Annotated in this window: 29 protein-coding genes and 1 tRNA gene; 17 read left to right on the top strand and 13 right to left on the bottom strand. The window is 49.2% G+C overall.

The window, feature by feature from the left end:
• Positions 1-15: 15 nt before the first annotated feature.
• The 5 genes from FVF72_RS04950 (at position 16) to FVF72_RS04930 (ending at position 2,754) form a co-directional block, all read left to right on the top strand.
• Positions 16-597, top strand: a complete 582-nt coding sequence (locus FVF72_RS04950) for a DUF655 domain-containing protein (protein ID WP_147671364.1) — start codon at positions 16-18, stop codon at positions 595-597.
• Positions 598-623: 26 nt separating this feature from the next.
• Complete coding sequence (gene rsmA / locus FVF72_RS04945) at positions 624-1,442, top strand: 16S rRNA (adenine(1518)-N(6)/adenine(1519)-N(6))-dimethyltransferase RsmA (RefSeq protein ID WP_147671363.1); 819 nt, start codon at positions 624-626, stop codon at positions 1,440-1,442.
• 67 nt (positions 1,443-1,509) lie between these two features.
• Positions 1,510-1,950: a hypothetical protein gene (locus FVF72_RS04940; protein ID WP_147671362.1), complete on the top strand. Its 441-nt coding sequence runs from the start codon at positions 1,510-1,512 to the stop codon at positions 1,948-1,950.
• Positions 1,947-2,150 (top strand): helix-turn-helix transcriptional regulator, encoded by a 204-nt coding sequence (locus FVF72_RS04935; RefSeq protein WP_147671361.1) that lies wholly within the window; start codon positions 1,947-1,949, stop codon positions 2,148-2,150. The genes FVF72_RS04940 and FVF72_RS04935 overlap by 4 nt, the downstream gene beginning before the upstream one ends.
• Positions 2,137-2,754 carry a HemK2/MTQ2 family protein methyltransferase gene (locus FVF72_RS04930; RefSeq protein WP_255503635.1) on the top strand — a complete coding sequence of 206 codons (618 nt, stop codon included), beginning with the start codon at positions 2,137-2,139 and terminating at the stop codon, positions 2,752-2,754. The genes FVF72_RS04935 and FVF72_RS04930 overlap by 14 nt, the downstream gene beginning before the upstream one ends.
• On the opposite strand, the gene dapF is transcribed toward FVF72_RS04930, so the two are convergent.
• On the bottom strand, positions 2,738-3,610 hold the full coding sequence (gene dapF, locus FVF72_RS04925) for a diaminopimelate epimerase (RefSeq protein ID WP_147671360.1): 873 nt from the start codon (positions 3,608-3,610) through the stop codon (positions 2,738-2,740). The genes FVF72_RS04930 and dapF overlap by 17 nt on opposite strands.
• 5 nt (positions 3,611-3,615) lie before the next feature.
• Positions 3,616-4,902: a diaminopimelate decarboxylase gene (gene lysA, locus FVF72_RS04920; protein ID WP_147671359.1), complete on the bottom strand. Its 1,287-nt coding sequence runs from the start codon at positions 4,900-4,902 to the stop codon at positions 3,616-3,618.
• A gap of 84 nt (positions 4,903-4,986) precedes the next feature.
• Here lysA and FVF72_RS04915 point away from each other — a divergent pair, with 84 nt between their 5' ends.
• Positions 4,987-5,394 carry an NUDIX domain-containing protein gene (locus tag FVF72_RS04915; RefSeq protein ID WP_147671358.1) on the top strand — a complete coding sequence of 136 codons (408 nt, stop codon included), beginning with the start codon at positions 4,987-4,989 and terminating at the stop codon, positions 5,392-5,394.
• A gap of 29 nt (positions 5,395-5,423) precedes the next feature.
• Here the strand turns inward: FVF72_RS04915 and FVF72_RS04910 are convergent, their stop codons facing one another.
• Complete coding sequence (locus FVF72_RS04910; protein WP_147671357.1) at positions 5,424-6,590, bottom strand: acetylornithine transaminase; 1,167 nt, start codon at positions 6,588-6,590, stop codon at positions 5,424-5,426.
• 79 nt (positions 6,591-6,669) lie between these two features.
• Between FVF72_RS04910 and FVF72_RS04905 the strand changes: the two genes are divergently transcribed.
• Positions 6,670-7,095: a peptidylprolyl isomerase gene (locus FVF72_RS04905; RefSeq protein WP_013296499.1), complete on the top strand. Its 426-nt coding sequence runs from the start codon at positions 6,670-6,672 to the stop codon at positions 7,093-7,095.
• Positions 7,096-7,177: 82 nt separating this feature from the next.
• On the opposite strand, the gene FVF72_RS04900 is transcribed toward FVF72_RS04905, so the two are convergent.
• The 4 genes from FVF72_RS04900 to hisF are packed head-to-tail and all read right to left on the bottom strand — an operon-like array spanning position 7,178 to position 9,994.
• The gene (locus tag FVF72_RS04900; RefSeq protein ID WP_147671356.1) at positions 7,178-7,687 is read right to left on the bottom strand and encodes a GAF domain-containing protein; all 510 of its coding nucleotides are present in this window, start codon (positions 7,685-7,687) and stop codon (positions 7,178-7,180) included.
• A 1-nt stretch (position 7,688) separates the two neighbouring features.
• A complete protein-coding gene (locus tag FVF72_RS04895; protein ID WP_147671355.1) occupies positions 7,689-8,183 on the bottom strand; it encodes a hypothetical protein in 495 nt (164 codons plus the stop codon).
• A 34-nt stretch (positions 8,184-8,217) separates the two neighbouring features.
• Positions 8,218-9,147 (bottom strand): DNA glycosylase, encoded by a 930-nt coding sequence (locus tag FVF72_RS04890; RefSeq protein WP_147671354.1) that lies wholly within the window; start codon positions 9,145-9,147, stop codon positions 8,218-8,220.
• A gap of 7 nt (positions 9,148-9,154) precedes the next feature.
• Positions 9,155-9,994, bottom strand: coding sequence for an imidazole glycerol phosphate synthase subunit HisF (gene hisF, locus FVF72_RS04885; RefSeq protein ID WP_013296503.1), 840 nt, complete (start codon positions 9,992-9,994; stop codon positions 9,155-9,157).
• Positions 9,995-10,126: 132 nt separating this feature from the next.
• Here hisF and FVF72_RS04880 point away from each other — a divergent pair.
• Positions 10,127-10,202, top strand: a tRNA-Arg gene (locus tag FVF72_RS04880).
• Between the two features lie 53 nt (positions 10,203-10,255).
• Here FVF72_RS04880 and FVF72_RS09315 read toward each other — a convergent pair.
• The 3 genes from FVF72_RS09315 to FVF72_RS04870 form a co-directional block, all read right to left on the bottom strand.
• The gene (locus FVF72_RS09315) at positions 10,256-10,522 is read right to left on the bottom strand and encodes a dTDP-4-dehydrorhamnose 3,5-epimerase family protein (protein WP_013296504.1); all 267 of its coding nucleotides are present in this window, start codon (positions 10,520-10,522) and stop codon (positions 10,256-10,258) included.
• A complete protein-coding gene (locus tag FVF72_RS09520; protein WP_370511839.1) occupies positions 10,497-10,649 on the bottom strand; it encodes a hypothetical protein in 153 nt (50 codons plus the stop codon). Before FVF72_RS09520 ends, FVF72_RS09315 begins: the two co-directional genes overlap by 26 nt.
• Before the next feature lie 130 nt (positions 10,650-10,779).
• Positions 10,780-11,367 (bottom strand): flavin reductase family protein, encoded by a 588-nt coding sequence (locus FVF72_RS04870; protein ID WP_013296506.1) that lies wholly within the window; start codon positions 11,365-11,367, stop codon positions 10,780-10,782.
• Positions 11,368-11,780: 413 nt separating this feature from the next.
• On the opposite strand from FVF72_RS04870, the gene FVF72_RS04865 reads away from it, so the two are divergent.
• From FVF72_RS04865 to FVF72_RS04845, 5 genes are all read left to right on the top strand, one after another.
• Positions 11,781-12,173 carry a hypothetical protein gene (locus tag FVF72_RS04865; protein ID WP_013296507.1) on the top strand — a complete coding sequence of 131 codons (393 nt, stop codon included), beginning with the start codon at positions 11,781-11,783 and terminating at the stop codon, positions 12,171-12,173.
• A 263-nt stretch (positions 12,174-12,436) separates the two neighbouring features.
• On the top strand, positions 12,437-13,294 hold the full coding sequence (locus FVF72_RS04860) for a C39 family peptidase (protein WP_147671353.1): 858 nt from the start codon (positions 12,437-12,439) through the stop codon (positions 13,292-13,294).
• 5 nt (positions 13,295-13,299) lie between these two features.
• Positions 13,300-13,779 (top strand): hypothetical protein, encoded by a 480-nt coding sequence (locus tag FVF72_RS04855; RefSeq protein ID WP_147671352.1) that lies wholly within the window; start codon positions 13,300-13,302, stop codon positions 13,777-13,779.
• A gap of 270 nt (positions 13,780-14,049) precedes the next feature.
• Positions 14,050-14,295, top strand: a complete 246-nt coding sequence (locus FVF72_RS09415; RefSeq protein WP_255503634.1) for a hypothetical protein — start codon at positions 14,050-14,052, stop codon at positions 14,293-14,295.
• Positions 14,296-14,546: 251 nt separating this feature from the next.
• Positions 14,547-14,894: a hypothetical protein gene (locus FVF72_RS04845; RefSeq protein ID WP_147671351.1), complete on the top strand. Its 348-nt coding sequence runs from the start codon at positions 14,547-14,549 to the stop codon at positions 14,892-14,894.
• Positions 14,895-15,522: 628 nt separating this feature from the next.
• Here the strand turns inward: FVF72_RS04845 and FVF72_RS04835 are convergent.
• Both FVF72_RS04835 and FVF72_RS04830 read right to left on the bottom strand, forming a co-directional pair.
• Positions 15,523-16,038: an FmdE family protein gene (locus tag FVF72_RS04835; protein ID WP_013296514.1), complete on the bottom strand. Its 516-nt coding sequence runs from the start codon at positions 16,036-16,038 to the stop codon at positions 15,523-15,525.
• Between the two features lie 31 nt (positions 16,039-16,069).
• A complete protein-coding gene (locus FVF72_RS04830) occupies positions 16,070-17,824 on the bottom strand; it encodes a helicase C-terminal domain-containing protein (protein ID WP_013296515.1) in 1,755 nt (584 codons plus the stop codon).
• 92 nt (positions 17,825-17,916) lie between these two features.
• Between FVF72_RS04830 and cobI the strand changes: the two genes are divergently transcribed.
• Positions 17,917-18,615, top strand: a complete 699-nt coding sequence (gene cobI / locus FVF72_RS04825; RefSeq protein ID WP_013296516.1) for a precorrin-2 C(20)-methyltransferase — start codon at positions 17,917-17,919, stop codon at positions 18,613-18,615.
• A gap of 52 nt (positions 18,616-18,667) precedes the next feature.
• Here cobI and FVF72_RS04820 read toward each other — a convergent pair whose 3' ends face one another.
• On the bottom strand, positions 18,668-19,417 hold the full coding sequence (locus FVF72_RS04820; protein ID WP_013296517.1) for a V4R domain-containing protein: 750 nt from the start codon (positions 19,415-19,417) through the stop codon (positions 18,668-18,670).
• A gap of 123 nt (positions 19,418-19,540) precedes the next feature.
• Between FVF72_RS04820 and FVF72_RS04815 the strand changes: the two genes are divergently transcribed.
• The 3 genes from FVF72_RS04815 to FVF72_RS04805 are packed head-to-tail and all read left to right on the top strand — an operon-like array spanning position 19,541 to position 21,710.
• Complete coding sequence (locus FVF72_RS04815) at positions 19,541-20,755, top strand: FprA family A-type flavoprotein (RefSeq protein ID WP_013296518.1); 1,215 nt, start codon at positions 19,541-19,543, stop codon at positions 20,753-20,755.
• A gap of 5 nt (positions 20,756-20,760) precedes the next feature.
• Positions 20,761-21,174 (top strand): ferritin family protein, encoded by a 414-nt coding sequence (locus FVF72_RS04810; RefSeq protein WP_013296519.1) that lies wholly within the window; start codon positions 20,761-20,763, stop codon positions 21,172-21,174.
• Between the two features lie 2 nt (positions 21,175-21,176).
• Complete coding sequence (locus FVF72_RS04805) at positions 21,177-21,710, top strand: rubredoxin (RefSeq protein ID WP_013296520.1); 534 nt, start codon at positions 21,177-21,179, stop codon at positions 21,708-21,710.
• Positions 21,711-21,734 lie beyond the last annotated feature (24 nt).

The raw sequence follows: 21,734 nt of genomic DNA, 5'->3' as shown, positions 1-21,734 counted from the left end.
AGAGTATGTGATTTCATGGAAGAGTACGCTATCATACTGGATTACCTTCCACTTGGCTACGTGAGTGAAGGTTTCGGTACATTCAAGAAGAGGCCTGTTGCCCAGGCTCTGGGAAAGGATGAGTTCACCCTCCTTGAATTAACACCCAGGCCAGATGTTGACCTTGAGATTCATGAGGAGGTCTACATAGGTAAGGGTAAAAGGGATAAGATAGCCAGGATCAACAGGAGACTCCGGCACAATGAACTCACAGCCACAGCCAGGGTTGAACTGCCCTACGTCATTGAGGAAATAATAAAGTCCAACGAGGACAGGTTCGTGCGTTTCTTCAATGAGGCGGGCCCCATAAGCACCAGGCTTCACCAGCTTGAACTTCTTCCAGGAATCGGTAAAAAGCATATGTGGGATATCCTGAAGGCCCGTGAGGAAAAGCCCTTTGAGAGTTTTGAGGACATAAAGAACAGGGTCCCGATGCTATCAGACCCTGTTAAACTCATCGTCAGGAGGGTCCTCATGGAACTGGACGTTGAGGGCGCCAAGCGGGGAAAAAGGAAGTACACAATATTCACAAGACCTCCCCAGAAGAAGAGGGACTGATTTTAACCCAATAACCAATTTATTTTATGACGGGACTCTACAGAGAGACAAGGGACGTTCTGAGGAAGTACGGTGTCAGGCTCAGAAGGAGTCTGGGGCAGAATTACCTTGTTGATGACGGCAAGAGGCAGCGCATACTGGGATATGCCAATCTGGGGCCCGATGATCATGTCCTGGAGATAGGGGCCGGCATAGGTACACTGACACTCCCCATGGCAGAACTTGCAGGTGTCACCGCAATCGAAAGTGACCCCTTCATCGCAGGGATCCTTGCCGATAGAATAAAAGGGGACAACGTGGATATCATTGTTGGCGACGCCCTAAAGGTGGGTTTTCCAGAGTTCAACAAGGTGGTATCCAACCTGCCATACCAGATATCATCCCCTGTAACCTTCAGGCTTCTGAGGCATGAATTCGAGTTAGGGGTCCTCATGTACCAGAAGGAGTTTGCTGCAAGGATGGTTGCAGAGCCGGGTACACGGGACTACTCAAGGCTCTCTGTAATGCTGCACTTCCTTGCAGAGGTCCAGATAGTTGATTACCTCAAACCGGGCTGTTTTTTCCCGAGGCCCCGTGTTGACTCTGCAGTCGTGACCGTAAGACCCACGGGGTTCAGGCCCCCAGCCCTTTTTGAGGATGTGTGCCGTGCCCTCTTTCAGCACAGAAAGAAAAAAACCTCCAAGTCACTCAGGGAGTCGTTCCACGAGATAAAGGCCGACCTGGACTTCAGTGAGGTTCTGGATGTTCTTCCATCTGAAATACTTGAGAAGAGGGTCTTTCAGCTGAAGCCAGAGGAGATACTTGAAATAGCAGAACGCATGGAGGAACTCTCAGCGTCCTCATGAGCACCAGGGCCCCATCTGAAGTGCGCCATAATAGAAAAATATAAATATTATGTAAACTATTTTTTACATGGTGGTTGTTTTGATAATAGCAAGACCCGAATGGTTTGGAAGAAGAAAGTATGGTGGCTGGGGAGTTTCAGTTAAAACCTGGCAGGGCGCTGCATACCTGGCATCTGTGCTTCTAATCCTTGTAGCGGTCCAGCTCCTGCCCCTCAGCACCATGGCAAGAATATATGTGACAGCAGCATGGCTGGTATTCCTCTTCCTTGACATGTTTGATGTTATGTGGAAGGTCAGGAGGGATGAAAGGGAATACATCCACGAGGCAGTAGCCGAGAGAAACGCGGCCTGGGCCATGATGCCGGTCCTTGTGGTGGGAATATTCATCCAGCTCATCTCAAGTTCCCTTAAGGGTGACCCCTACGTGGATCCAGTCCCGGTGATTGCACTGGTTGCAGGGGTTATCGCCAAATCAGTGACAAACTATCGCCTGGAGAGGGAAAATTGAAAACCCTGATAAGGGAATACAGAAATAGGCTTGGACTGACCCAGGAGGAACTGGCAGAGATGGTGGGGGTTACAAGGCAGACCATAATAGCCCTTGAGAGGGGTCGCTACAACCCCTCCCTCATCCTCGCCCACAGGATCACAAGGGCCCTCGGGGTGGAGCACATCGAGGATATATTCCTCCTTGATGAGGATGGTTGAAATGATAAGGTACGGTGATCTGAAAATTGAAACATGCAGGGACGTATATGAACCCGCAGAGGACACCTTCCTCCTTGCAGACAACCTTGATGTTGCAGAGGGTGAAAGGGTCCTTGAAATAGGCACCGGTACAGGGCTGGTTGCCATAAATGCCTCAGAGAAGGCTGATGTGACTGCAACAGATATAAACCCTGCTGCAGTTGAATGTGCCAGAAAAAACGCTGCCCTGAATGGTTCCAGGTTAAGGGTACTCCAGGGTGACCTCTTTGATCCTGTGAGGGGTGAGAAATTCGATGTTATACTCTTCAACACCCCCTACCTCCCTGTGGGGGAGGAGGATCTCACAGATGGCCCCATAGACCTTGCCTGGAATGGGGGGCCCGACGGGAGGAGGGTTATAGACCGCTTCCTGGATGATGTGGCCGAACACCTCAAGCCCGGTGGAAGAATCCAGCTCGTTCAATCCTCACTCTCAGACACCCGGAGGACACTTGAAAGGCTCCAGAGTCTGGGTTTTGATGCAGAGGTTACCGCGAGTGAAAGGTACTTCTTTGAGGAGATAGTCCTCATAAGGGCCATTATGAAAGCTAGGGATCCCTTATGAGTATCCCGTCGAACACGAGGACCGCATCACCCTCCATGTAGGCCCCCAGCTCTGTACCCTCCTGGTAGACGTCTATTTTAAGTTCACCCCCAGGTAGATGCACCAGGACGCTGTCATCCAGTTTTTCAAGTTTAACCCCTGCAATAACACTGGCAGTGGCCCCTGTTCCACAGGCCATTGTGGGCCCGGCGCCCCTCTCCCAGGTTACCATGATGATCTCAGATGGATCAACCACCTCAACAAAGTGCACGTTGATCCTCTCAGGGAAGAGGGGGTGGTTTTCTATTGCGGGGCCAAGCCGCTCCAGGTCCACCGATTCGGCATCATCCACGAATATCACCGCATGGGGGTTTCCGACGCTCAGGGCTGTGAGTTTGATATCCTCTCCCTCAACCGGGAGGAAACGGTCTATGAACTCGCATTCCCCCACATCCATGGGTATCTGGTCTGTCTTGAATGTTGCTGTGCCCATATCAACCCTTGAGGAGACCACTGAACCATCATCCCCAATCTCGAGCTCCACGGTTTTGATGCCTGCAAGGGTTTCAACATCAAGTTTTCTCTTTCTCACAATGGCATTGTCGTATACAAACTTTGAGAAGCACCTTATTCCGTTACCGCACATCTCTGCCTCGCTTCCATCGGCGTTGAATATCCTGAACCTTATATCCCCATCACCAGCTGCTGGCTGAACAAATATGGCGCCATCGGCCCCCACAGAGAATCCCCTGGTGCAGACTTCCCTGACGAATTCGGGCTTTTTATCCTCGGGTATGCATTCCTGTGTGCTCTCATCTATGACCACATAGTCATTTCCAAGTCCATGCATCTTGGAGAACATTATCATCCTTGTCATTCTATCTACCTCTTAAGGAGCCTTGCAGGTACAATCTGCCCTGCCAGTAGATCAGCGAATGTCTCCCTCCTCCTTACAACCTCGGCGTCACCATCCCTTACAAGCACCTCGGCCGGTCGTGGTCGGGAGTTGTACTGGGAGGCCATTGAGAAGGAGTAGGCACCTGCATTCATGATGGCAAGGATGTCGCCCTCACTGACCTGAGGCAGGGGTCTGTCCCTTGCAAATAGGTCCCCTGATTCACAGACATTCCCTGCTATGTCTATCTTTTCTGAGGGCCCGGCAAGGGGCCTGTCTGCAACCAGGATGTGGTGGTAGGAGCCATACATGGCAGGCCTCAGCAGTGTGTTGAAGCCCGCGTCAACCCCTGCGAATTTCCTGTAGCTCTCCTTTATTGTGTTAACGCGTGTTAGGAGATATGATGCATCCCCAACTATGTACCTTCCAGGTTCAAGGCACATCACAGGCTTTCCAAGTCCATAATCAGATAGTTTATCCTTGAAGAGGCCCGTTATCTGTGATGCGAATTCATCGATGTCCAGTGGCTCCTCATCGGGAGTGTAGGGTATGCCGAGACCCCCACCGAAGTCTATGAATTCAAATTCTATCCCTGTCTCCCCATGGACCCTTCCCGCGATATCCATCAGGGACTCAACTGCCAGCATGAAGGGCTCCGGGTCAAGTATCCCTGACCCTATATGGGCATGTATACCCACCGGTTTAAGACCAAGGTCAAGTGCGAGACTGTAGACCTCCTGGGCCTCGCTTTCCATGATACCGAACTTGCTCATCTCCCCTCCGGTGATGCAGTGCTCATGGTGGCCTGCACCCACAAGGGGGTTGACCCTGAACGATACCTCAAGTCCCTCAGGAGCCATCTCCGCCAGCCTCAGAAGCTGTGACCTTGAATCAATATTGATCCTCACACCCGCTTCAAGTGCAAACTGCAGCTCATCATCCATCACATTGTTGCCTGTGTAAAGGATCCTTTCAGGGTCAAAGCCTGCCATGAGGGCGGTGTAGATCTCCCCTGGAGACACGGCATCGATTCCACTGCCCTCCTCCTCCAGTATCCTCATGACCGCGAGGTTGGTGTTGGCCTTGCAGGCGTAGAATACCTGGAAATCTGAATAGTTCCTGGAGAATGCCCTGTGGAGCCTCCTGTAATTTTCCCTTATTCTCATCTCATCGATGACATAGAGGGGGGTGCCGTATTCATCTGCCAGTTCCACTGCATCGGCACCCCCAATCACAAGGTGTCCCTTATCGTTAACCTCAATATCAGAAAACATAATGGATGATCCTCCCAGATTAATTAATGAATCAATCAAATCTTTCATTCAACTGACTAATAAAAGTTCGTGGGATGTGAAAATATGAAACCATTCATACCGGTCGTTAGGGCCCTTATAAGGGGTGATGATGGTGTTCTCATTCTGAAAAGATCCCGTGATTCGGCAACAAACCCCTCACTGTGGGAGCTTCCCGGTGGAAAACCTGATGGTGGTGAAACACTGGATGAGGCACTATCACGGGAAGTCCATGAGGAGACAGGTCTTGAAATCAGACCTGTGCATGTTCTGGGTGCATTTGAGCAGGTTTTCCCGGAGAAGGTATCTGTCAACATTATCTTCTCCACTGAATTTAAAGGGGGTGTTCCGAAAATCAGCAGCGAACACGAGGACTGGTGCTGGTTCAGGGGTGGTGAAATGGACTTTTCACCCTGGCTTTGCGAATTTAAAAATAAAAATCCATGGCTTTTTGAGCACCCCAGACCTCGATGACACCCCTTAAACCATGAATCTTACTGAAACTAGGAGATGACCTGTCCGAGGACATCGACCGCTGCGTCTATCTCCTCCTTCTTTATGACAAGTGGAGGAACCAGCCTTATCACGTTACCTGCAGTGCAGTTTATAAGCACGCCCATCTCCCTTGCCTCGTCAACGACCCTGCTGCAGTCGCCGTCAAGTTCTATTCCGATCATGAGGCCCACGCCACGGATGTCCCTCACAGAATCACAGCCCTGCAGAACCTGCCTGAGCCTTGCCATGAAATAGGAACCCATCTTGGCCGCCCTCTCAGGGAGCTTCTCATCCAGCAAAACCTCAATGGTTGCTATGGCAGCTGCACACCCCAGAGGGTTCCCCCCGAATGTTGATCCGTGGTCCCCTGGTTTGAATGCCGATGCAACCCTTTCATCTGCAAGCACGGCGCCTATGGGGTATCCTCCACCCATTGCCTTTGCAACCGTGGTGATGTCAGGTCGCACATCAAACAGCTCCGATGCGAACATGGCCCCGGTCCTTCCAAACCCCGTCTGCACCTCATCGAGTATGAGGAGAACATCGTTCTGCCTTGCAAGTTCCCCCACGTCCCTGAGGTAGCCTTCAGGGGGGACGATAACCCCGCCCTCGCCCTGCACGGGTTCAAGTATTATGGCTGCCGTGTCATCGCCTATGGCATCTGCCATTGCCCCCAGGTCACCGTAGGGGACGTGTTTGAATCCCTCTGGCAGTGGCCTGAATGGTTCGCTGTACTTCTTCTGTCCCGTGGCGGTTACAGTTGCAAGGGTCCTTCCATGGAAGGAGTTCTCCGCGGCTATTATCTCGGATTTTCCTGTGAACTTTCTTGCAAGTTTTATGGCCCCCTCATTTGCCTCAGCACCGCTGTTTGCAAAGAAAACCCTGTCATGGGAGGATATTCCTGTGAGGAGCTTTGCAAGTTCCGCCTGCTCCCTGGTATAGTATATGTTGGATGAGTGGATGAGCCTCTGGGCCTGGTGACAGATTGCAAGGGCAACCTTTGGGTGGGCATGTCCAATGCTGTTAACAGCAACACCAGCAAAGCAGTCAATGTAGGAGTTACCATCAATATCCCATACAGTGGCGCCCTTGCCATGGGAGAGCACAATGGGCTGCCGAGTGTAGGTCTGCATGATAAATTTTTTTTCAAGTTCAATTACTTCCTCTGAATCCATGATATCACCGAAACATGTGGTGGACTTATATTAATCTTGAACCTAAATGGATAATAAATATGTATGTTATGGTGGTTAAATGAAAAGGGCTGTTATTGAAACCGTTAAAGGAGAAATAGAGCTCATCCTCTTCCCTGAGGATGCACCTAATACAGTTGCCAATTTTGAGAAACTTGCAAACACAGGCTTCTATGATGGACTCACATTCCACCGGGTAATACCTGACTTTGTGATTCAGGGTGGCTGCCCGGTGGGTGATGGTACCGGTGGGCCAGGTTACACCATAAAGTGTGAGATAAATCCCAATAAACACGTGAAGGGGGCCCTTTCAATGGCCCATGCAGGGAGGGACACCGGTGGTAGTCAGTTCTTCATAACACTCTCCCCCCAGCCTCACCTTGATGGGGTTCACACCGTCTTTGGGCGGGTTGTGAAGGGCATGGATGTTGTTGAATCAATAGAGAGGGGCGACCGGATGCTGAAGGTCAGGGTCTACGACGAATAAAATTCCCTTTTCGATTTCATTGAGGATTAGGATTAGGACATCAGGTCAGGGTCTACGAAGAGTGAAGATTCCCTAGAGGGTTCTATCTGAGGGGTATCTCGCCACGGTAGAACCTTCTAAGGACCCCAGCGTAGGCCTCTGCGATCTTCTCAGCCACCCTGAGGTGACCCTCATTGTAATTTTCAGGGGGATCCGCTGCCACTATCTGCCCGAGAATCCCCTCATCATCCTTCACTGCCAGAGATAGGAACCTTGAAACCTTTATGTGTCCCTCGGGTATCCCATGGGCCGCGGGGTGTCCTGCCGGGTTGTTGGTGAAGAATGACTCCCCTGTATCAAGGGAGTACCCGAGTAGGCCCCCGTAACTCCCGTTTTTCGGGAGCCTGAACCTTGCCTCGCCCATCTCCTCATAGTAACTGCAGTAATCGGTCAGGTGGGAGAACCTTATACCCACACTGTCACCATTTTCAGGGTCAACGTAGGCAACATAGCAGTACCTGCTTCCTGTTCTCATTTTTATTTCATCAAAGACAATATCAGAGGCTTCCTTAACAGACGAAACAGATTCAAGTTTTTCCCTCAGATCATTCATCCTAACCCTCCAGTGACCTTATATAACTGTAGAATGGGTGCCCGGGTCGAACCCTGTCAAGGACCCTGCCCCTCACCTCATAAAGGGGGTACCTTCCCCCATCAGTTATGACAGCGGCGCCATCCAGTCCCTCAACCCTGAGGATCCTGGAGCCAACCATGACCTCATGGCCCATCCTGAGGCCAGAGGTGCTATCCCTGATGATTATGTATCCCCCCTTATCCCTGATTATCTTAATGGTGGGCTTCTCAGTCTTATCCCTGATCCTTAAGAGTACACCTTCATGATAGTTCTCGCCGAGTCCCTTCACCTGTTCTGTAAGTTCCTCCTCAAGGGCCGATCTGAGACGCATCCATGCCTCAACCTCCCTGCAGCCTATTCTGTCCCTTGTTGACCGCTGAGGGCACTTCCAGCAGTATTTTTCATCCAGGACCCTTCTGAGTTTCCTGAAAGATTTCCCTGCGGTCCTCCTGAATTCATCAATAACATCCTTCATCTTAAAGGCCCCTGGCACAGGTTGCCCTTTATCCTTAGCCCCTGAGTTTTTCAAGTAGCCCTGACCTCCTTGCATGGTTGAAGAGGTAGAGCTGAACGTAACCAGCCATTTCACCGTACTCGCGGGCTGCAAATTCGGCAATCTCCCTGGCACTGAAGTTTCTATCAGGGTACAGGTGGTTCATTATCCTCCTCACCCACACATCAACAGGGAAGGCCTCGGTCTTCCTGAACCCATAAAGGAGTATGCAGTCAGCCACCTTCGGCCCGACCCCTGGCAGTTCAAGGAGGACCTCCAGGGCATCCGGGTAGTCCATCCTGTGGATTGTGCTGATATCAAGTTCCTCAGAGAGTATCCTTGAGGTCTCCCTTATGTATGGGGCCCTGTAGCCCACCCCACATGACCTGAGGTCAGTGAACCTGAAATCATCGGGTAGTTTATCCTCGCGCCTCTGAAGGTCCTCAAGTGATTCCTCCTCAACCCCTGCAAGGGTGGCAGGGGATGGGAAGGTGTAGAACCGCTCCCCCCTGAATAGGTGGCAGTCACCCCACCCCCTTTTGATGTCATCCACTGCCCTCGTCCATCTCTTAATGGAGCAGTTGGCAGAGGCTATGGATGAGATTATGCACTCAAATGGATCCTTTGCAAGGAATAGCCTCAGCCCCCTTGATGATTGAATGGTGTCTGAGAGCCCTTTATCCTCAAGAAAACTGTATAAATCTTCAATTTCAAATTTAAGGTCGAATATGTACTCTATCTTCTTCTTTAAAGGTTTTCTGGGGACATCAGAGTAGGGGTTCACCCTGAGGACTTCATCCCCAGCCCTCACCTCCACAGGGCAGGGCACTCCCCCGATTATGAGGAGCTCCCTGAAGGCGCCGTCAACCCTTTTCCATGGTGGCTGGGATGTCTGGCCGCTCTCCTGGGTCAGTTCAAGGTCGAATTCCCTTACAGGTATATCCATGTATAGTTTAACCCCGTTTTTCCTGTAGCCTGACCGGGATACCCCTTGAATGAAGGTACTCCTTCACAGCGGGGACCGGATACTCGTTGAAGTGGAATATGCTTGCAGCGAGGGCCGCGTCTGCCTTTCCATCTGTGAAGGCCTCGTATATGTGCTGGGGGTTTCCCACCCCCCCTGATGCTATGACAGGTATGTCCAGGTTCTCGCTCATGGTCCTTGTGAGTGGAATGTCATAGCCCTCCTTTGTGCCGTCGCGGTCCATGGATGTGAGGAGTATCTCCCCTGCCCCCATCTCCTGGCACTCCATTGCCCAGTTTATAGCGTCTATCCCTGTGAACTCCCTTCCACCGTATATGCTGCACTCGTACCAGCAGTAGCCGTCATCAACTTCTATTATGAACCTCTCATCTGATTCCCGGGGGTTTTCAATGTATCTCCTCTTGGCATCTATTGCAACGACACATGCCTGGGACCCCACGAGTTTTGATGCCTCACTGATGAGTTCAGGGTTTTTTATTGCCGCCGTGTTTGTTGAGCACTTATCTGCGCCGGCCTTCAGCATCTTAACGTAGTCCTCTGGTTTCCTTATGCCTCCCCCCACACATATGGGCACGAAGACGTTCTCGGTGGTTGCCTCTATCACATGGGTCATGGTCTCCCTTCTCTCATGGGATGCTGTTATGTCAAGGAAGACTATCTCATCGGCACCATCCTCGTAGTAGCGGGTTGCAAGTTCCACAGGGTCCCCCGCATATCTTATCCTCTTGAATTCAACGCCCTTCACGACCCTGCCATGAGGCACCTGGAGGTCGCAGTCAAGACATGGTATTATCCTCTTTGCAAGCATTTCAATCGCCACTGGCCCATAATATTCCTGAAACTTTATGTATATCTAAAGGGTACCCTCTATAAATCTGTGGTGGTGTACGGCTATGAGAAAATATTTAAATGGTTAAGTTTAAATAGAGAAGTGTCTGTAGGGCCCGTAGTCTAGCCTGGAATATGACGTGGGACTTCGGATCCCAAGGTCGGGGGTTCAAATCCCCCCGGGTCCGTATTTCATCTGGTTCTGAATTTATACCTGTTAATTATAAACTCATAAGGTCGTCTATTCCATTTTACAGCCCCATTCATAGGGTATCAAGTCATTATCATTAGGGTCCAGCCGTCTTTCATCAACGTTTTCAGGATCATATAGAAGGGACGGCATGCCTATGACCACAGCAATATCTGTACCAATATTCTTTGTTCCATGAAATATCCCGGGAGGTATGTAAACAGCTCTTGGGTATCTTTCGCCCATAAAGATTTCATTTATTATACCATAGGTGGGTGAATCCCTGCGGTAGTCATAGAGCCAGTTTAACCATTCCATGCACACAGATCAGGCGATCTTGTTGCCTGGAATGTATGTGCCACCCTTTAACCATCCCCGGATATGAGTAAGATGCTATTATCTGTTTTATATCCGCCGCTTTCATTCCATGATCATCCAGACGCATTAGCTCTATAAGAAACCCCCTTTCATCTGAAAATGTCACGAGGTCCTTTATCACCCCCCTTCAATGGGTCTCTCACCATTAAATCCTGGCATTTTCTGCACGCGGGGTTTATCCATTTCTTCAAATGTCTTCATGGACTTTCCTCCTTATACATCCATGAAAGGGGATCCTTCCCATCGGGGAACATTGCACCATAAGGTTCAAAATATTTAAGATCCGTTACTGTGCAGAAATGCATCCCCCTATCCGATTCTACCATCATCAATGGTCTGGCTGCTTCTGTATCCCATGAACCATCATTCCTGTTGTATATACGATCATCGACCTCCAGATGCACAACCTTACCTACTATCAGTAGATATGGTACCTCCATGTAGGTATCCTCATAAATTCTGTGAAGTTCGCATTCCATCCATGCATAGCATCCCCTGATTCCCGGCACTGTCACCTTTGCTGATGGTTTCTCTTCAAGACCAGCCAGTTCAAATTCATCAATCTCTGGGGGAACATGGGATGCTGTGGGGATTACTTTCTCAACCATGTCTGCACCTGGCAGATTTATAACAAACTCCTCTGTCTCCATTATGTTCACATATGTATCCCTCATCTTAGCTGATGCCACACAGATAAGGTCAAATGGCCTGAGAATGGGCATCAGACATGAATAGGGGGCTATATTCCTTATACCTTCACCACTCACGGTTGATATGAATGCCACCGAAGTGGTATTAATGATTCTCTCTTAAAATTTTTTAATATCATATAATCACCGTATTCTATATTAATTTAATAAATATATAAGGGTTTCAGTGTTATATAATTCCTAAATAATCGGACAGCCCGGTGGAAAAACCAGCCCCGAAAACCTAAGAAGAAGATCCAGACAACCAGCAACACAGAAAAACATCAGAACATCAAGCACCGAGGAAATGCAGAACATCAAAGGTAAATGCTGGCAGTTTGTGGGTGGTATTTTAGGAAGGGTCTTCTGGGCCTATTATACGGTCTATGGTCTGATTCAGTGGTATGGCGATAATATCAACCCCGGGTTTAAGAGGATCCCCCAGGCATACCGGTGGGTTCACAGGTACCATCTCGACAGATAAAAAAATAGATAAATGGTGGGTTTTAATGAAATCAGAGAAGAGTTATTTTGTAAGTATGGCTGGAATGGTGATTGTTCTCATATCAACACTCCTAATCCTATTCTCAGGGGGCATTCCGGCAAGCGGACTCTTTCAACTCATCTATCAGCGGCTGAACACAGCCCTCTTTTACCTGCTGCTCAATCTACTCCTGCTAAGTCTCCTGAAGGCATGGTGGGGGGAGAACTGGCCACCATGTCTCCTATCCCTTGCCATCATCAACATCACAGGTATCACCTATTCAACACTCATGGATATCAGTTTAACCAAAGGCACAATAGAGAGCCTATGGTCAGCCATTCTCCCAGCCGGAATAATCAACATCATCCCAGAACCCCTCAAACACAAAAGAACCCCAAAAGAGGGGATGAAAAAATAAATTAAATAAATCATCAACACCCTCGCCCATATCCACCAATTAACAGTATCCCCAAACCTGTACCAGAAAAAAAGGGGGATATACAGGGTTCCCGAAAACAAACCAGAAAAAAACCAATGACCCCGATGATCACCAGGTGACACGAAAGCAACCCCCCAGAAGAATCCTTTCCCATCAACGTGAATAATACATTAAAAGTGAACCGTAATATATATATGAGTTTTTCTTATAGATTTATTATCAATTTATGGTGGTGATAATGGATGAGAAAGTCGTGTCTTTGGGGTTTGCTGATCCTCCTCACACTCGCAGTATCCTTTAACGCTGCCGCAGCCGCAGAAACCCCGCAGGATAACAGCAGCAACCCCACCGATCCCATGGAACTATCCACAGCAGATAACCCTGAAGGGAACTTCACGGATCCAGCAGAGTTCACCATAGACGATAACATCACAGCAGATAACACCGGCGTGGTCCTGCAGACCAGGAACTACACCTGCGGACCGGCAGCACTCGCCACACTACTCCAGAACCTTGGAATAAACACAACCGAAGATGAGCTCGCAGACCTCGCCGAAACCACAGAAGACGGAACAACAATGCAGGGACTCATCAAAGCAGCAAAGGCCAAAGGCGTGAATGCAGTCGCAAAGAGGGTTTCTGTAGAAAACCTGAAACCTGGGATGATAGTCTACATGGACGGTCATTACAGTGTCATAAGAGATGTGGATAATGAGACAGTTTCACTGGCAGACCCCAGCCTCGGGAAGATATCAAGACCACTTGAAGAATTTAAAGATGAATACAGTGGTATGGCACTACTTATAAGTGGAAACAACACATCAGCGGACGGAACAGGAGATAACCTCTCAGAAAACACCACAGAAGAACCATCGCCAGAAGAAATTGAAAACATAAAAGGAAGATATCACACAAGCTACACGGAATACAGGAAAGTATACGTGCGTATAGAATATCGGTGGGTCTGTGGGTGGCACAAAGAGGTTGTAGGGGGTATACATACAATATTTGGAACTTTTCCACTTTACAGAGAAGTATGGGGCTGGTACAGAGTCTATGATCCGCACTATGAACTAAGAGTCATAGCCATTAAGAGGTGAAAAGTATGGATAGAAGGCATTTTCTGATTCTTGGTCTGCTTGCTGGCTTTTTTGTGGGTTACGGAGTGAGTGAGCTTCTTATAGCAGGTATTCCACTTCCATCCAGTGGAAATGATCTCGCTAAACCCTTAACAGGCGCTGAAGCCGTGAAATATAAGGAGGAGTGCCGTGCACTTGACCTTTCCACTTCAAGGGAGAATCCATACGCCCTCAACGGTCAGAAGGTCTGGGTTGATGGAACAGTGTATAAAAAGGGGGAATCATACGGTGTCAAACCACAGGAAACCTTCATTGCCCTCAAGATCAACACCACACCAGACTACATACTCCTAAGCTACGCCGGAACAACCCCAATAAAAAAGGGGGACCATATAAAAGCATATGGTGAATACTTCTACCCTGCAGAGGACACAACCACACCTGAACTCAAAAATAAAGAACTCCCCATGATAAAAGTCGTCTACATTGAGAAAATAAACAGCTGATAACATCAAACACATGGAACACAAAACACTCCAACATTCACTAGTTAATACAACAGTAACCAATTATTTTTTAAAAGAGGAGAAAAGCTATGAAATATAAAAGGTTTATATTAACGTTACTGGCGGTTTTTGCTAACTGCGGCTATAGTTCTATCAGGGCGGCTGCAGGGGTAGCTGACCACATTCTTCTATACTGTCCCAGGAAACCCTATTGATTCAGCAGCTATATTCTCATTTTTAGATGTCATTGCTATACTGTCCACGACTGGTTTGAAGGGGGTTATCAGAGACCCTGGTGGACGCTATGACCATGACTTTACCGGGACACTACTAATCAGCGCCCTGTTCACACTGGGATTCAACCTCATAGGTTTAACAAACGCCATCCTCACAAAAACACCCATCAACAAAAATGTTGTGGGCACCACATGCGTCGCGATTACAGTAACCGCCACCGCATATATCGCCTTTACAGTGTTAACCATAATCAAACCAGTAACTGATTCAAAAGATTGAGAAAAAAGCATCATTAAAATACAGCAAGCAAAAAACTGAAAGTATCGGTTGAAGATGAGGGGTGAATGGCATGGTGAGGAGTTTAACTGGTGGAAGGTTTATTATATGGTTTGCCGGGACAGTGTACGGGGGTCCCTGGGGCAAAGCGGGTGCCCTTTATCTCATCTTTGAACCTGCAGAAAGGCGTCGTACACATTGTGGGTGGTGGTATTAAAGTACCGCCATTCCTCCTTATTCAGGAGGTTTTATAAATGTCATTTGATGAAAGAAGGTTTTTAGGCCTATTCACGGTTTTGATGGTAATTTCATTCCTCTATGTGTTTGATGTCCATGGAGCCTCAGAATTCATGGTTTTTCTCTTGATGCTTACCATGCTCTCCCTCTATGGCTATAGAACTTCAAACCAGCACAAAGGGCAGCTTAAAATTTTTGTTGAAACGGTCCTAACAGCACTCCTCCTCTACATCATACTGGTACTTCAACCAGCGCTAAACACCTTAAACTGGTATGTTGCCATCATATTACTGACAACACTCCTGATCAACACACCCCAACTGAAAACCCTCCCAAGAACCAACAGTAAAAACAAAGAAACATAGAGTACCTTTTTGGGATGCTAAGCCCTAACTTATATCAATTGTTGAGGTAGAAGGGTGGCTTCATTGTGGAGATATTTGGGGGTTAGATTTCGATGGGTTCCAGGATTACAGTGAAAGCTAAATGGTCTGGTACCGTCACGAGGGTTATAGATTTGCATCATAATGGGGCCTCCCTACCCATTGGTAGGTGGTGATCTAGTGCGACGTGCATATGTACTCATGGCTGGGGTTATATTGCTCCTTTTTCCCTGGATGCTGAGCAGAAATTCAGGTTTCCTTCTGGGCCTGGCATTCGCCATCTTCACGGGACTCGTTATCGCACGCTTCAGTAAGCCTGCTGAAGAAAAGACCAACATGATAATATCAGCAGTATCCTGTTATACAATCCTTGTCCTGCTGCAGGCTCTTAGAAGTTTTCCATTAAATTCCTGGACATTGCTGTTCACAGCAGGGTCATTTTTCCTCTCACTGATCCTCATGCAAACAGGAAGCATTCTAAACAGCGCCCTCCCCCAGTAAACATTTAATTTCTGGGAAGCCAATGCTGAGACCAGGTAATCAATTTAACGTTTTTATCTGGATGATCATCTGGTGAACTGAATATAACCTAATGATAAAAAATAAAATTTTAGGCCCTGAAACATGGGATGCAGACTATTTCACCATTCTTTATTCTTGCCCTGTGCTCCGAAACCGGTTCTCCGCATTCAGCGCATCTCACCGATCCATAGATCCTCGCCTTCTCTGGAATCTCCTCCACCACATCGGTGACATCAAAGAGTTCATGGGGGTCCATTTCAAGTATCCTGTCTGTCATTTCAGCCCTGTCAGCAGCTCCCAGTTCATCCATGAGTTCATCAATGGTCTTTTTAAGGGATATCCTTATTCCCTCCCCTGTTTTTCTGTTCAGGAACGTGTAGACATGTTTTCCATGGTCCCTGAATATCAGGTTTCCCTTACCGAATGTGCATCCTGTCATAAACTGGATGGAGTCTATGCTGCAGCTGTCGTTCTCAACAACCGCGACTATCTCCTCATCCTCTGATCTTCCAAACCTATCTGCCACGATCTTTCCAACCTTGTATCCAAGGGCTGTCCCTGCACAGGAATGACCGTGAAATTTGACTATGTCACTATAATCCATTAAATCACCTTTTAGAGTCTATCATATGAAATTATTCATTGACTATGGCCTCCTTGAAGAACTCAGGGAGGAGCGACCTGTAGAGGGGGCTTCTGAAGAGCATCTCTATGTTACCGTCCAGTATGTAGGTGTAGCATGAGTCGTCATGCGCCCTCATCCCACGCCCATATGCCTGCATCAGTGTCATTATGGTCTTGTAGGCGTACCACCTCTGGTCCATCCTCTGCCTCCTGTTCACCTGCTTATCCCCAAGGTAGGGGAAGGGTATCTTGTAGATCACCTGGAACCTGCACTTATCATAGGGTAGATCAACACCCTCACTCATCGATGGGCTCACAAGGACCAGCGGTTCAGTGGAGTCCTCAAAGTATCTTAGAACGGCCTCCCTGTTGGATGCCTTGTGGTCGATGAGTCTCCTGTTTGGTATGTTCTCCATTATGAACCTCTGGCAGCGGTAGTTGTGTGTATGTATGAGTCCCTTATCGTTTCTGTGCCTTTCAAGTATTCTGTTCAATATGGGGATGGTCTCCGGGGCCGTCTGCTTTATCCGGTTCCTTGACATTTTCCCGGCGATCTTCAGTTCTATGGGTCTTCTTGATGCCGGGAATGGGCTGTCGACCCTTACGATGTAGGCCTCATCGGGTTTTATGCCCAGCCACTGGCAGAAGAGCCTCTCATTCAGTATTGTGGCGCTCATGAAGAGGCATGACTCAGAGTAGGAGAAGAGGCGGTCATGTGCATAGTGGTGGACCCTGAGGGGTTTGAATGAAACCGATTCACCGTCGGAATCAATAACCCAGTTTTTTGGTTCATCCTCAAGGCTCATTTTAAGTTCCGAAAGCCTCTTGATGGTCCTCTTTATCCTGTCCCTCCTCTTCCTGGGCAGTGATTCCAGTTCAAGGTCACTGTAGTGGTCGGCTATGGCCTCAACCTGGAGGATCCACTCGGCGGGGTCATCCTCCTGCATCATACTGGAGGGTATTGTCCTCTTAATGTCCTTCCTGAGGCGCCTGTTGGATATGGTGACCTCCAGTCGCTTCATGAGTTTATCCTCGATGTTGTGGGCCTCGTCCAGTATCATGAGATTCCTCCTGTCAAAGTGGCCCACGTAGTTCAGTTCAAGGAATGCGTAGTCATAGTTCATGAGGGTTATGGGGCTGTTTATGGCCTCTGCCTTCTGTTCCCAGTAGTGGCAGTGCTCATCTGTCCTGAAGAATACCCTGTTGCCATATGAGTCCTGGAATGCCTCCTCACCCAGGAGTGTTTCGCCCCTCACAACACCGTAGGGGCAGTGGAAGTTCTCTGATGAGGGGGTTGTCTGGCAGGTGCCCATGTCACAGGTTGACTCCAGGTCGTCGTTGCGGCAGAGGAAGTTGCCCCTCCCCTTCACAACCGGAAACCCGAATTCAGTGGCATACTGGTCCTGGAGCTGTTTTGTCATTGTGAGTATGTATGCAGGCTGGTAGATGCCTGCGAGGGTGCATGCTATTGCCGACTTTCCAGTACCTGTACCTGCCTCGAGTATAACGTAGCGGTAGCCGTCCTCAAGTGCCTGGTAGATGTCGTTTATGATATCAAGCTGCCCTGGTCTCGGCTGGGGAAAGGGAAAGTTCTCTATGATTTCGCAGGGTATGTGGGGATACCTCTTCTGGAGGTCCTCGTTGATGGAATCTGATTTCTCATCGGATTTTATGAGGTTCCTGAAGAATGAAAGGCGCCCCCTGCCCCTGCATGTGCAGTTATCCCTCATCATTCCACAGTCGGGACAGAAAAGTGGGTTTTCCATGGAGTCTATTTAAGGGTGAGGAACTATATAAGTTTAGAGAGTGCCACTGAAAACAAATTCATTGACTGCAGAATGATTATCAGGTGTTTCTAATGAATGGAAAACTCATAGGTGTGGGTGTTGGACCAGGTGACAGTGAACTTTTAACCATAAGGGCCCTGAAGGTTTTAAAATCAGTTCCAGTTATATGCGCTCCCCGTTCGTCATCTGAAAGGGACAGCATAGCCCTTTCAATTGTGAAGGATGTTTTAAGTGAACGTGACGATGATTACAGGGTGATTGATCCTGTATTTCCCATGACAGATGATAGGGGGGAACTTGAAAGGCACTGGGATGAGGCTGCCCGCCTGGTTTCAGGGGAACTTGCCTCAGGGAGGGATGTTGCATTTATAACCCTGGGTGACCCCTCCATCTACAGCACCTTCAGTTACCTTCAGAGGCGGATTGAGGATATGGGCTTTGAGACAGAGATGGTTCCTGGTGTGACATCGTTCACAGCGTGTGCTGCAAGTGCAGGTACGTCGATCGTGGAGGGTGATGAGATCCTTGTTGTGGTGCCAAGGGTCGATGAGCGCTTCAGGAACATAATTGAAAACGTTGATGCCTGCGTTATAATGAAGACCTCACGTCATGGGAGGCGCGCCAGGGATGTTGTGGAGTCTGACCCCCGGGAGAGGGATGTCGTATCTGTGGAGAACTGCAGCATGGATGATGAGGTGGTTGAGAGGGGCTTCCCGTCACAGGGGAGGTACCTTGCAACGACCATAGTGAGGTTCAGGGGCAGCATCTAATCGTGAAAGCCCTGGTGGGGTTCCTGGGTATCCTGACCATGAACCGGAACCCTCATGGGTTTATGAGGAACGAGCACCTCTCATCCCCCCTTGCATAGCATTCTGTCTCCTGTATTTCAACATCAGAATTGAAGTATCTGCCAAAAACGGCCTCAAGTATCCCTAAGTCCAGGGCACAGGCGGATTCCCCGATGTCAGGAAGCAGTCCGCATTCAAAGCAGTCGTAGGCCCTGATTATAAGTGGATCAGTGCTTTCCACCTTGAGTGTCCCCAGCCGGTTTATTCTCCAGAATCTTCTGAGGTTTTCAAGGAGATCCTCGAGGTTCCCTGCCCCTAAACTGGGGTATATGACCTCCCCTATCTTCAATCCCGCCTCGTGGAGAATGGGGTCGATGTTTATACCCTCCTTTATGAGTTCAACCCTGAGTACATGGAACATCAGCCTGAAGAACTCAAATGGGTCCCCCACTGAGGTCAGGTGTTTTGCAAGAAACTCTGTTTTTTCCTCATCCAGTTCTCCGCGCTTTTTTCTTCTGAGTTTACCCAGGTACCTTGAGTTTATTGAGAAGACCTTTATTCTCCTGTCTGCAGGGTCCGGCCTTTCAACGATGAGTCCGGCCATTCTGAGATCAGATAGGTGCTTTGATACCGTGGACTTGGATTTCCCGGTTATTCTGACTATATCCTGAAATCTGAGTTCCCTCTTTATGAGTTCTGATAGTATAAGTGATTTAACGGGACTCTCGATTACCTCTATTCCCCTATCCGTTGCGAATATTGTGAACTGCTGTCTTTCCCTCATTGAGCAGAGTTATGTTTCACCACCCATAAAATTGTTTCACTACCATAGAACAGAAAAAATTATATATTAGTTCGTAGGTTATAGTACATTCGATGACATACGAACTAAATATCCGGTGATAAGATGAAGGCCGCAGCAAAAAGAATATCCGATGGAGTATACTGGACTGGAGTCCTGGACTGGGATCTTAGAAACTACCATGGATACACCCTGCAGGGCACCACATACAACGCCTACCTTGTCTGTGGAGATGAGGGGGTTGCACTGATAGACAACTCCTACCCCGGCACCTTTGATGAGCTCATGGCAAGGGTTGAGGACGCCCTGCAACAGGTGGGAATGGAGAGGGTTGACTACATAATCCAGAACCACGTTGAAAAGGACCACAGCGGTGTCCTGGTGGAACTCCACAGGAGGTTCCCTGAAGCTCCCATCTACTGCACAGAGGTGGCTGTTAAGGGGCTCCTGAAACACTACCCCTCCCTCAGGGAAGCAGAGTTCATGACCGTGAAAACAGGGGATGTGCTTGATCTTGGCGGGAAGACACTGACATTCCTGGAGACCCCGCTGCTCCACTGGCCAGACAGCATGTTCACCCTACTTGATGAGGATGGGATACTCTTCTCAAACGACGCCTTTGGACAGCACCTCTGCTGCCCCCAGCGCCTTGACAGGGAGATACCAGAATACATCCTCATGGATGCTGCCAGGAAGTTCTATGCAAACCTCATAACCCCACTCTCAAAGCTGGTACTCAAAAAATTCGACGAAGTTAAGGAGCTTGGGCTCCTCGAAAGGATCCAGATGATCGCCCCATCCCATGGGCAGATCTGGACAGACCCCATGAAGATCATAGAGGCCTACACAGGCTGGGCCACAGGCATGGTGGATGAGAGGGTCACGGTGATCTACGACACCATGCACGGTTCAACCAGGAAGATGGCCCATGCCATAGCAGAGGGAGCTATGAGTGAGGGGGTCGATGTTAGGGTCTACTGCCTCCATGAGGATGACCGGAGCGAGATCGTGAAGGACATACTTGAAAGCGGCGCCATAGCACTTGGAGCCCCCACCATATACGACGAGCCCTACCCAAGCGTCGGAGACCTCCTCATGTACCTCAGGGGCCTCAAATTCAACAGAACCCTCACCAGGAAGGCCCTTGTATTCGGGTCAATGGGTGGAAATGGTGGTGCCACAGGCACCATGAAGGAGCTCCTTGCAGAGGCGGGATTCGATGTTGCCTGCGAGGAGGAAGTGTACTACGTGCCCACAGGTGATGAACTCGACGCCTGCTTTGAGGCCGGTAGAAAACTTGCAGCTGAAATCCGGAGGTGAGTGACATGAACGAAAACAGGACAGGCATATGCAGGGATACTGAGATCGAGAAGGTGGTTGATGCCAACTTCAGGGGAGAATGCAGCGAGGTTGGCATGTACCTTGCAATGGCGAGGCAGGCCCAGAGGGAGGGCCTACCTGAGGTGGCAGAGGCCCTCAGAACCATAGCCCTTGAGGAGGCTGAGCATGCCGCCAGGTTTGCAGAGCTCAATGGCGTGATCAGAGACAACCTCAAGGAGAACATCGAGATGATGCTTGAGGGTGAAGAGGCTGCCAGCAGGGAAAAGGGTGAAGCGGCCCTCAGGGCCACAGAGTGTGGTGTTGATGAGGCCCGTGACTTCTTCCATGAGAGCTCAAGGGATGAGGGAAGGCATGCCCGTATGCTCAGGGGCATTCTTGAGAGGTACTTCAAGGGATAGAGATGTACGTCTGCAGGATATGCCAGTACCAGGTCCCTGACAGGGATTTCAGCGAACTTGGGGATGGCTGGGTCTGCCCCCAGTGTGGTGTGGGAAGAGACGAGTTTGAACACTCAGCCGATTCATCATCCCCTGAGCAGCCATTCATGCTCATGTTCAGGGCCATCACAGAGAGCCTCTGGAAGGTCCTCGGCAATGGTTCCCAGGGAGTCACAAGGGAGATGGGCTTCGTCCTGGCAGAGATCATTGACCCTGAGGATCCTGTAAAATCAACAGCAGAATACTTCCTCAGCCATGGATTCGCGGCATCCATCGAGTGCTCTGAAGGAGAGAAGCATGTGATGGATGTGAAAAACTGCAGGTTCTATGGTTTCTGCCGCTCCCTTGAGGACGATGGGGTCACAGTATCCACCTGCCCCTATGCAAACACCGCTGCAGCGGCCCTTGAGACCTCCACAGGATACAGGTACAGGATAAGGAGGCTTCCAGGGGAATACGGTCACATCATCGAACTTTCAGGGGTATCAAAAAAATAGGGGCTACCAGATTCAAACCCTCCA

The sequence above is a fragment of the Methanothermobacter sp. KEPCO-1 genome (assembly GCF_008033705.1).
Lineage (GTDB): Archaea > Methanobacteriota > Methanobacteria > Methanobacteriales > Methanothermobacteraceae > Methanothermobacter > Methanothermobacter marburgensis.
The sequence above is the reverse complement of the archived record's forward strand: the minus strand, read 5'-3'. Positions and strand labels throughout refer to the sequence as shown.

What these genes read in the sequence shown, in the direction of transcription:
- FVF72_RS04810 (WP_013296519.1), top strand. Translation starts at nt 20,761, where the DNA reads ATGAACGAAAACAGGACAGGCATATGCAGGGATACTGAGATCGAGAAG.
- FVF72_RS04860 (WP_147671353.1), top strand. Translation starts at nt 12,437, where the DNA reads ATGAGAAAGTCGTGTCTTTGGGGTTTGCTGATCCTCCTCACACTCGCA.
- FVF72_RS04930 (WP_255503635.1), top strand. Translation starts at nt 2,137, where the DNA reads ATGAGGATGGTTGAAATGATAAGGTACGGTGATCTGAAAATTGAAACA.
- rsmA (WP_147671363.1), top strand. Translation starts at nt 624, where the DNA reads ATGACGGGACTCTACAGAGAGACAAGGGACGTTCTGAGGAAGTACGGT.
- FVF72_RS04915 (WP_147671358.1), top strand. Translation starts at nt 4,987, where the DNA reads ATGAAACCATTCATACCGGTCGTTAGGGCCCTTATAAGGGGTGATGAT.
- FVF72_RS04820 (WP_013296517.1), bottom strand. Translation starts at nt 19,417, where the DNA reads ATGAGGGAAAGACAGCAGTTCACAATATTCGCAACGGATAGGGGAATA.
- FVF72_RS04890 (WP_147671354.1), bottom strand. Translation starts at nt 9,147, where the DNA reads ATGGATATACCTGTAAGGGAATTCGACCTTGAACTGACCCAGGAGAGC.
- FVF72_RS09315 (WP_013296504.1), bottom strand. Translation starts at nt 10,522, where the DNA reads ATGGAATGGTTAAACTGGCTCTATGACTACCGCAGGGATTCACCCACC.
- FVF72_RS04865 (WP_013296507.1), top strand. Translation starts at nt 11,781, where the DNA reads ATGAAATCAGAGAAGAGTTATTTTGTAAGTATGGCTGGAATGGTGATT.
- dapF (WP_147671360.1), bottom strand. Translation starts at nt 3,610, where the DNA reads ATGACAAGGATGATAATGTTCTCCAAGATGCATGGACTTGGAAATGAC.
- lysA (WP_147671359.1), bottom strand. Translation starts at nt 4,902, where the DNA reads ATGTTTTCTGATATTGAGGTTAACGATAAGGGACACCTTGTGATTGGG.
- FVF72_RS04845 (WP_147671351.1), top strand. Translation starts at nt 14,547, where the DNA reads ATGTCATTTGATGAAAGAAGGTTTTTAGGCCTATTCACGGTTTTGATG.
- FVF72_RS04830 (WP_013296515.1), bottom strand. Translation starts at nt 17,824, where the DNA reads ATGGAAAACCCACTTTTCTGTCCCGACTGTGGAATGATGAGGGATAAC.
- FVF72_RS04895 (WP_147671355.1), bottom strand. Translation starts at nt 8,183, where the DNA reads ATGAAGGATGTTATTGATGAATTCAGGAGGACCGCAGGGAAATCTTTC.
- FVF72_RS04805 (WP_013296520.1), top strand. Translation starts at nt 21,177, where the DNA reads ATGTACGTCTGCAGGATATGCCAGTACCAGGTCCCTGACAGGGATTTC.
- FVF72_RS04940 (WP_147671362.1), top strand. Translation starts at nt 1,510, where the DNA reads ATGGTGGTTGTTTTGATAATAGCAAGACCCGAATGGTTTGGAAGAAGA.
- FVF72_RS04815 (WP_013296518.1), top strand. Translation starts at nt 19,541, where the DNA reads ATGAAGGCCGCAGCAAAAAGAATATCCGATGGAGTATACTGGACTGGA.
- FVF72_RS04835 (WP_013296514.1), bottom strand. Translation starts at nt 16,038, where the DNA reads ATGGATTATAGTGACATAGTCAAATTTCACGGTCATTCCTGTGCAGGG.
- cobI (WP_013296516.1), top strand. Translation starts at nt 17,917, where the DNA reads ATGAATGGAAAACTCATAGGTGTGGGTGTTGGACCAGGTGACAGTGAA.
- FVF72_RS04950 (WP_147671364.1), top strand. Translation starts at nt 16, where the DNA reads ATGGAAGAGTACGCTATCATACTGGATTACCTTCCACTTGGCTACGTG.
- FVF72_RS04910 (WP_147671357.1), bottom strand. Translation starts at nt 6,590, where the DNA reads ATGGATTCAGAGGAAGTAATTGAACTTGAAAAAAAATTTATCATGCAG.
- FVF72_RS04855 (WP_147671352.1), top strand. Translation starts at nt 13,300, where the DNA reads ATGGATAGAAGGCATTTTCTGATTCTTGGTCTGCTTGCTGGCTTTTTT.
- FVF72_RS04900 (WP_147671356.1), bottom strand. Translation starts at nt 7,687, where the DNA reads ATGAATGATCTGAGGGAAAAACTTGAATCTGTTTCGTCTGTTAAGGAA.
- hisF (WP_013296503.1), bottom strand. Translation starts at nt 9,994, where the DNA reads ATGCTTGCAAAGAGGATAATACCATGTCTTGACTGCGACCTCCAGGTG.
- FVF72_RS09520 (WP_370511839.1), bottom strand. Translation starts at nt 10,649, where the DNA reads ATGCGTCTGGATGATCATGGAATGAAAGCGGCGGATATAAAACAGATA.
- FVF72_RS04905 (WP_013296499.1), top strand. Translation starts at nt 6,670, where the DNA reads ATGAAAAGGGCTGTTATTGAAACCGTTAAAGGAGAAATAGAGCTCATC.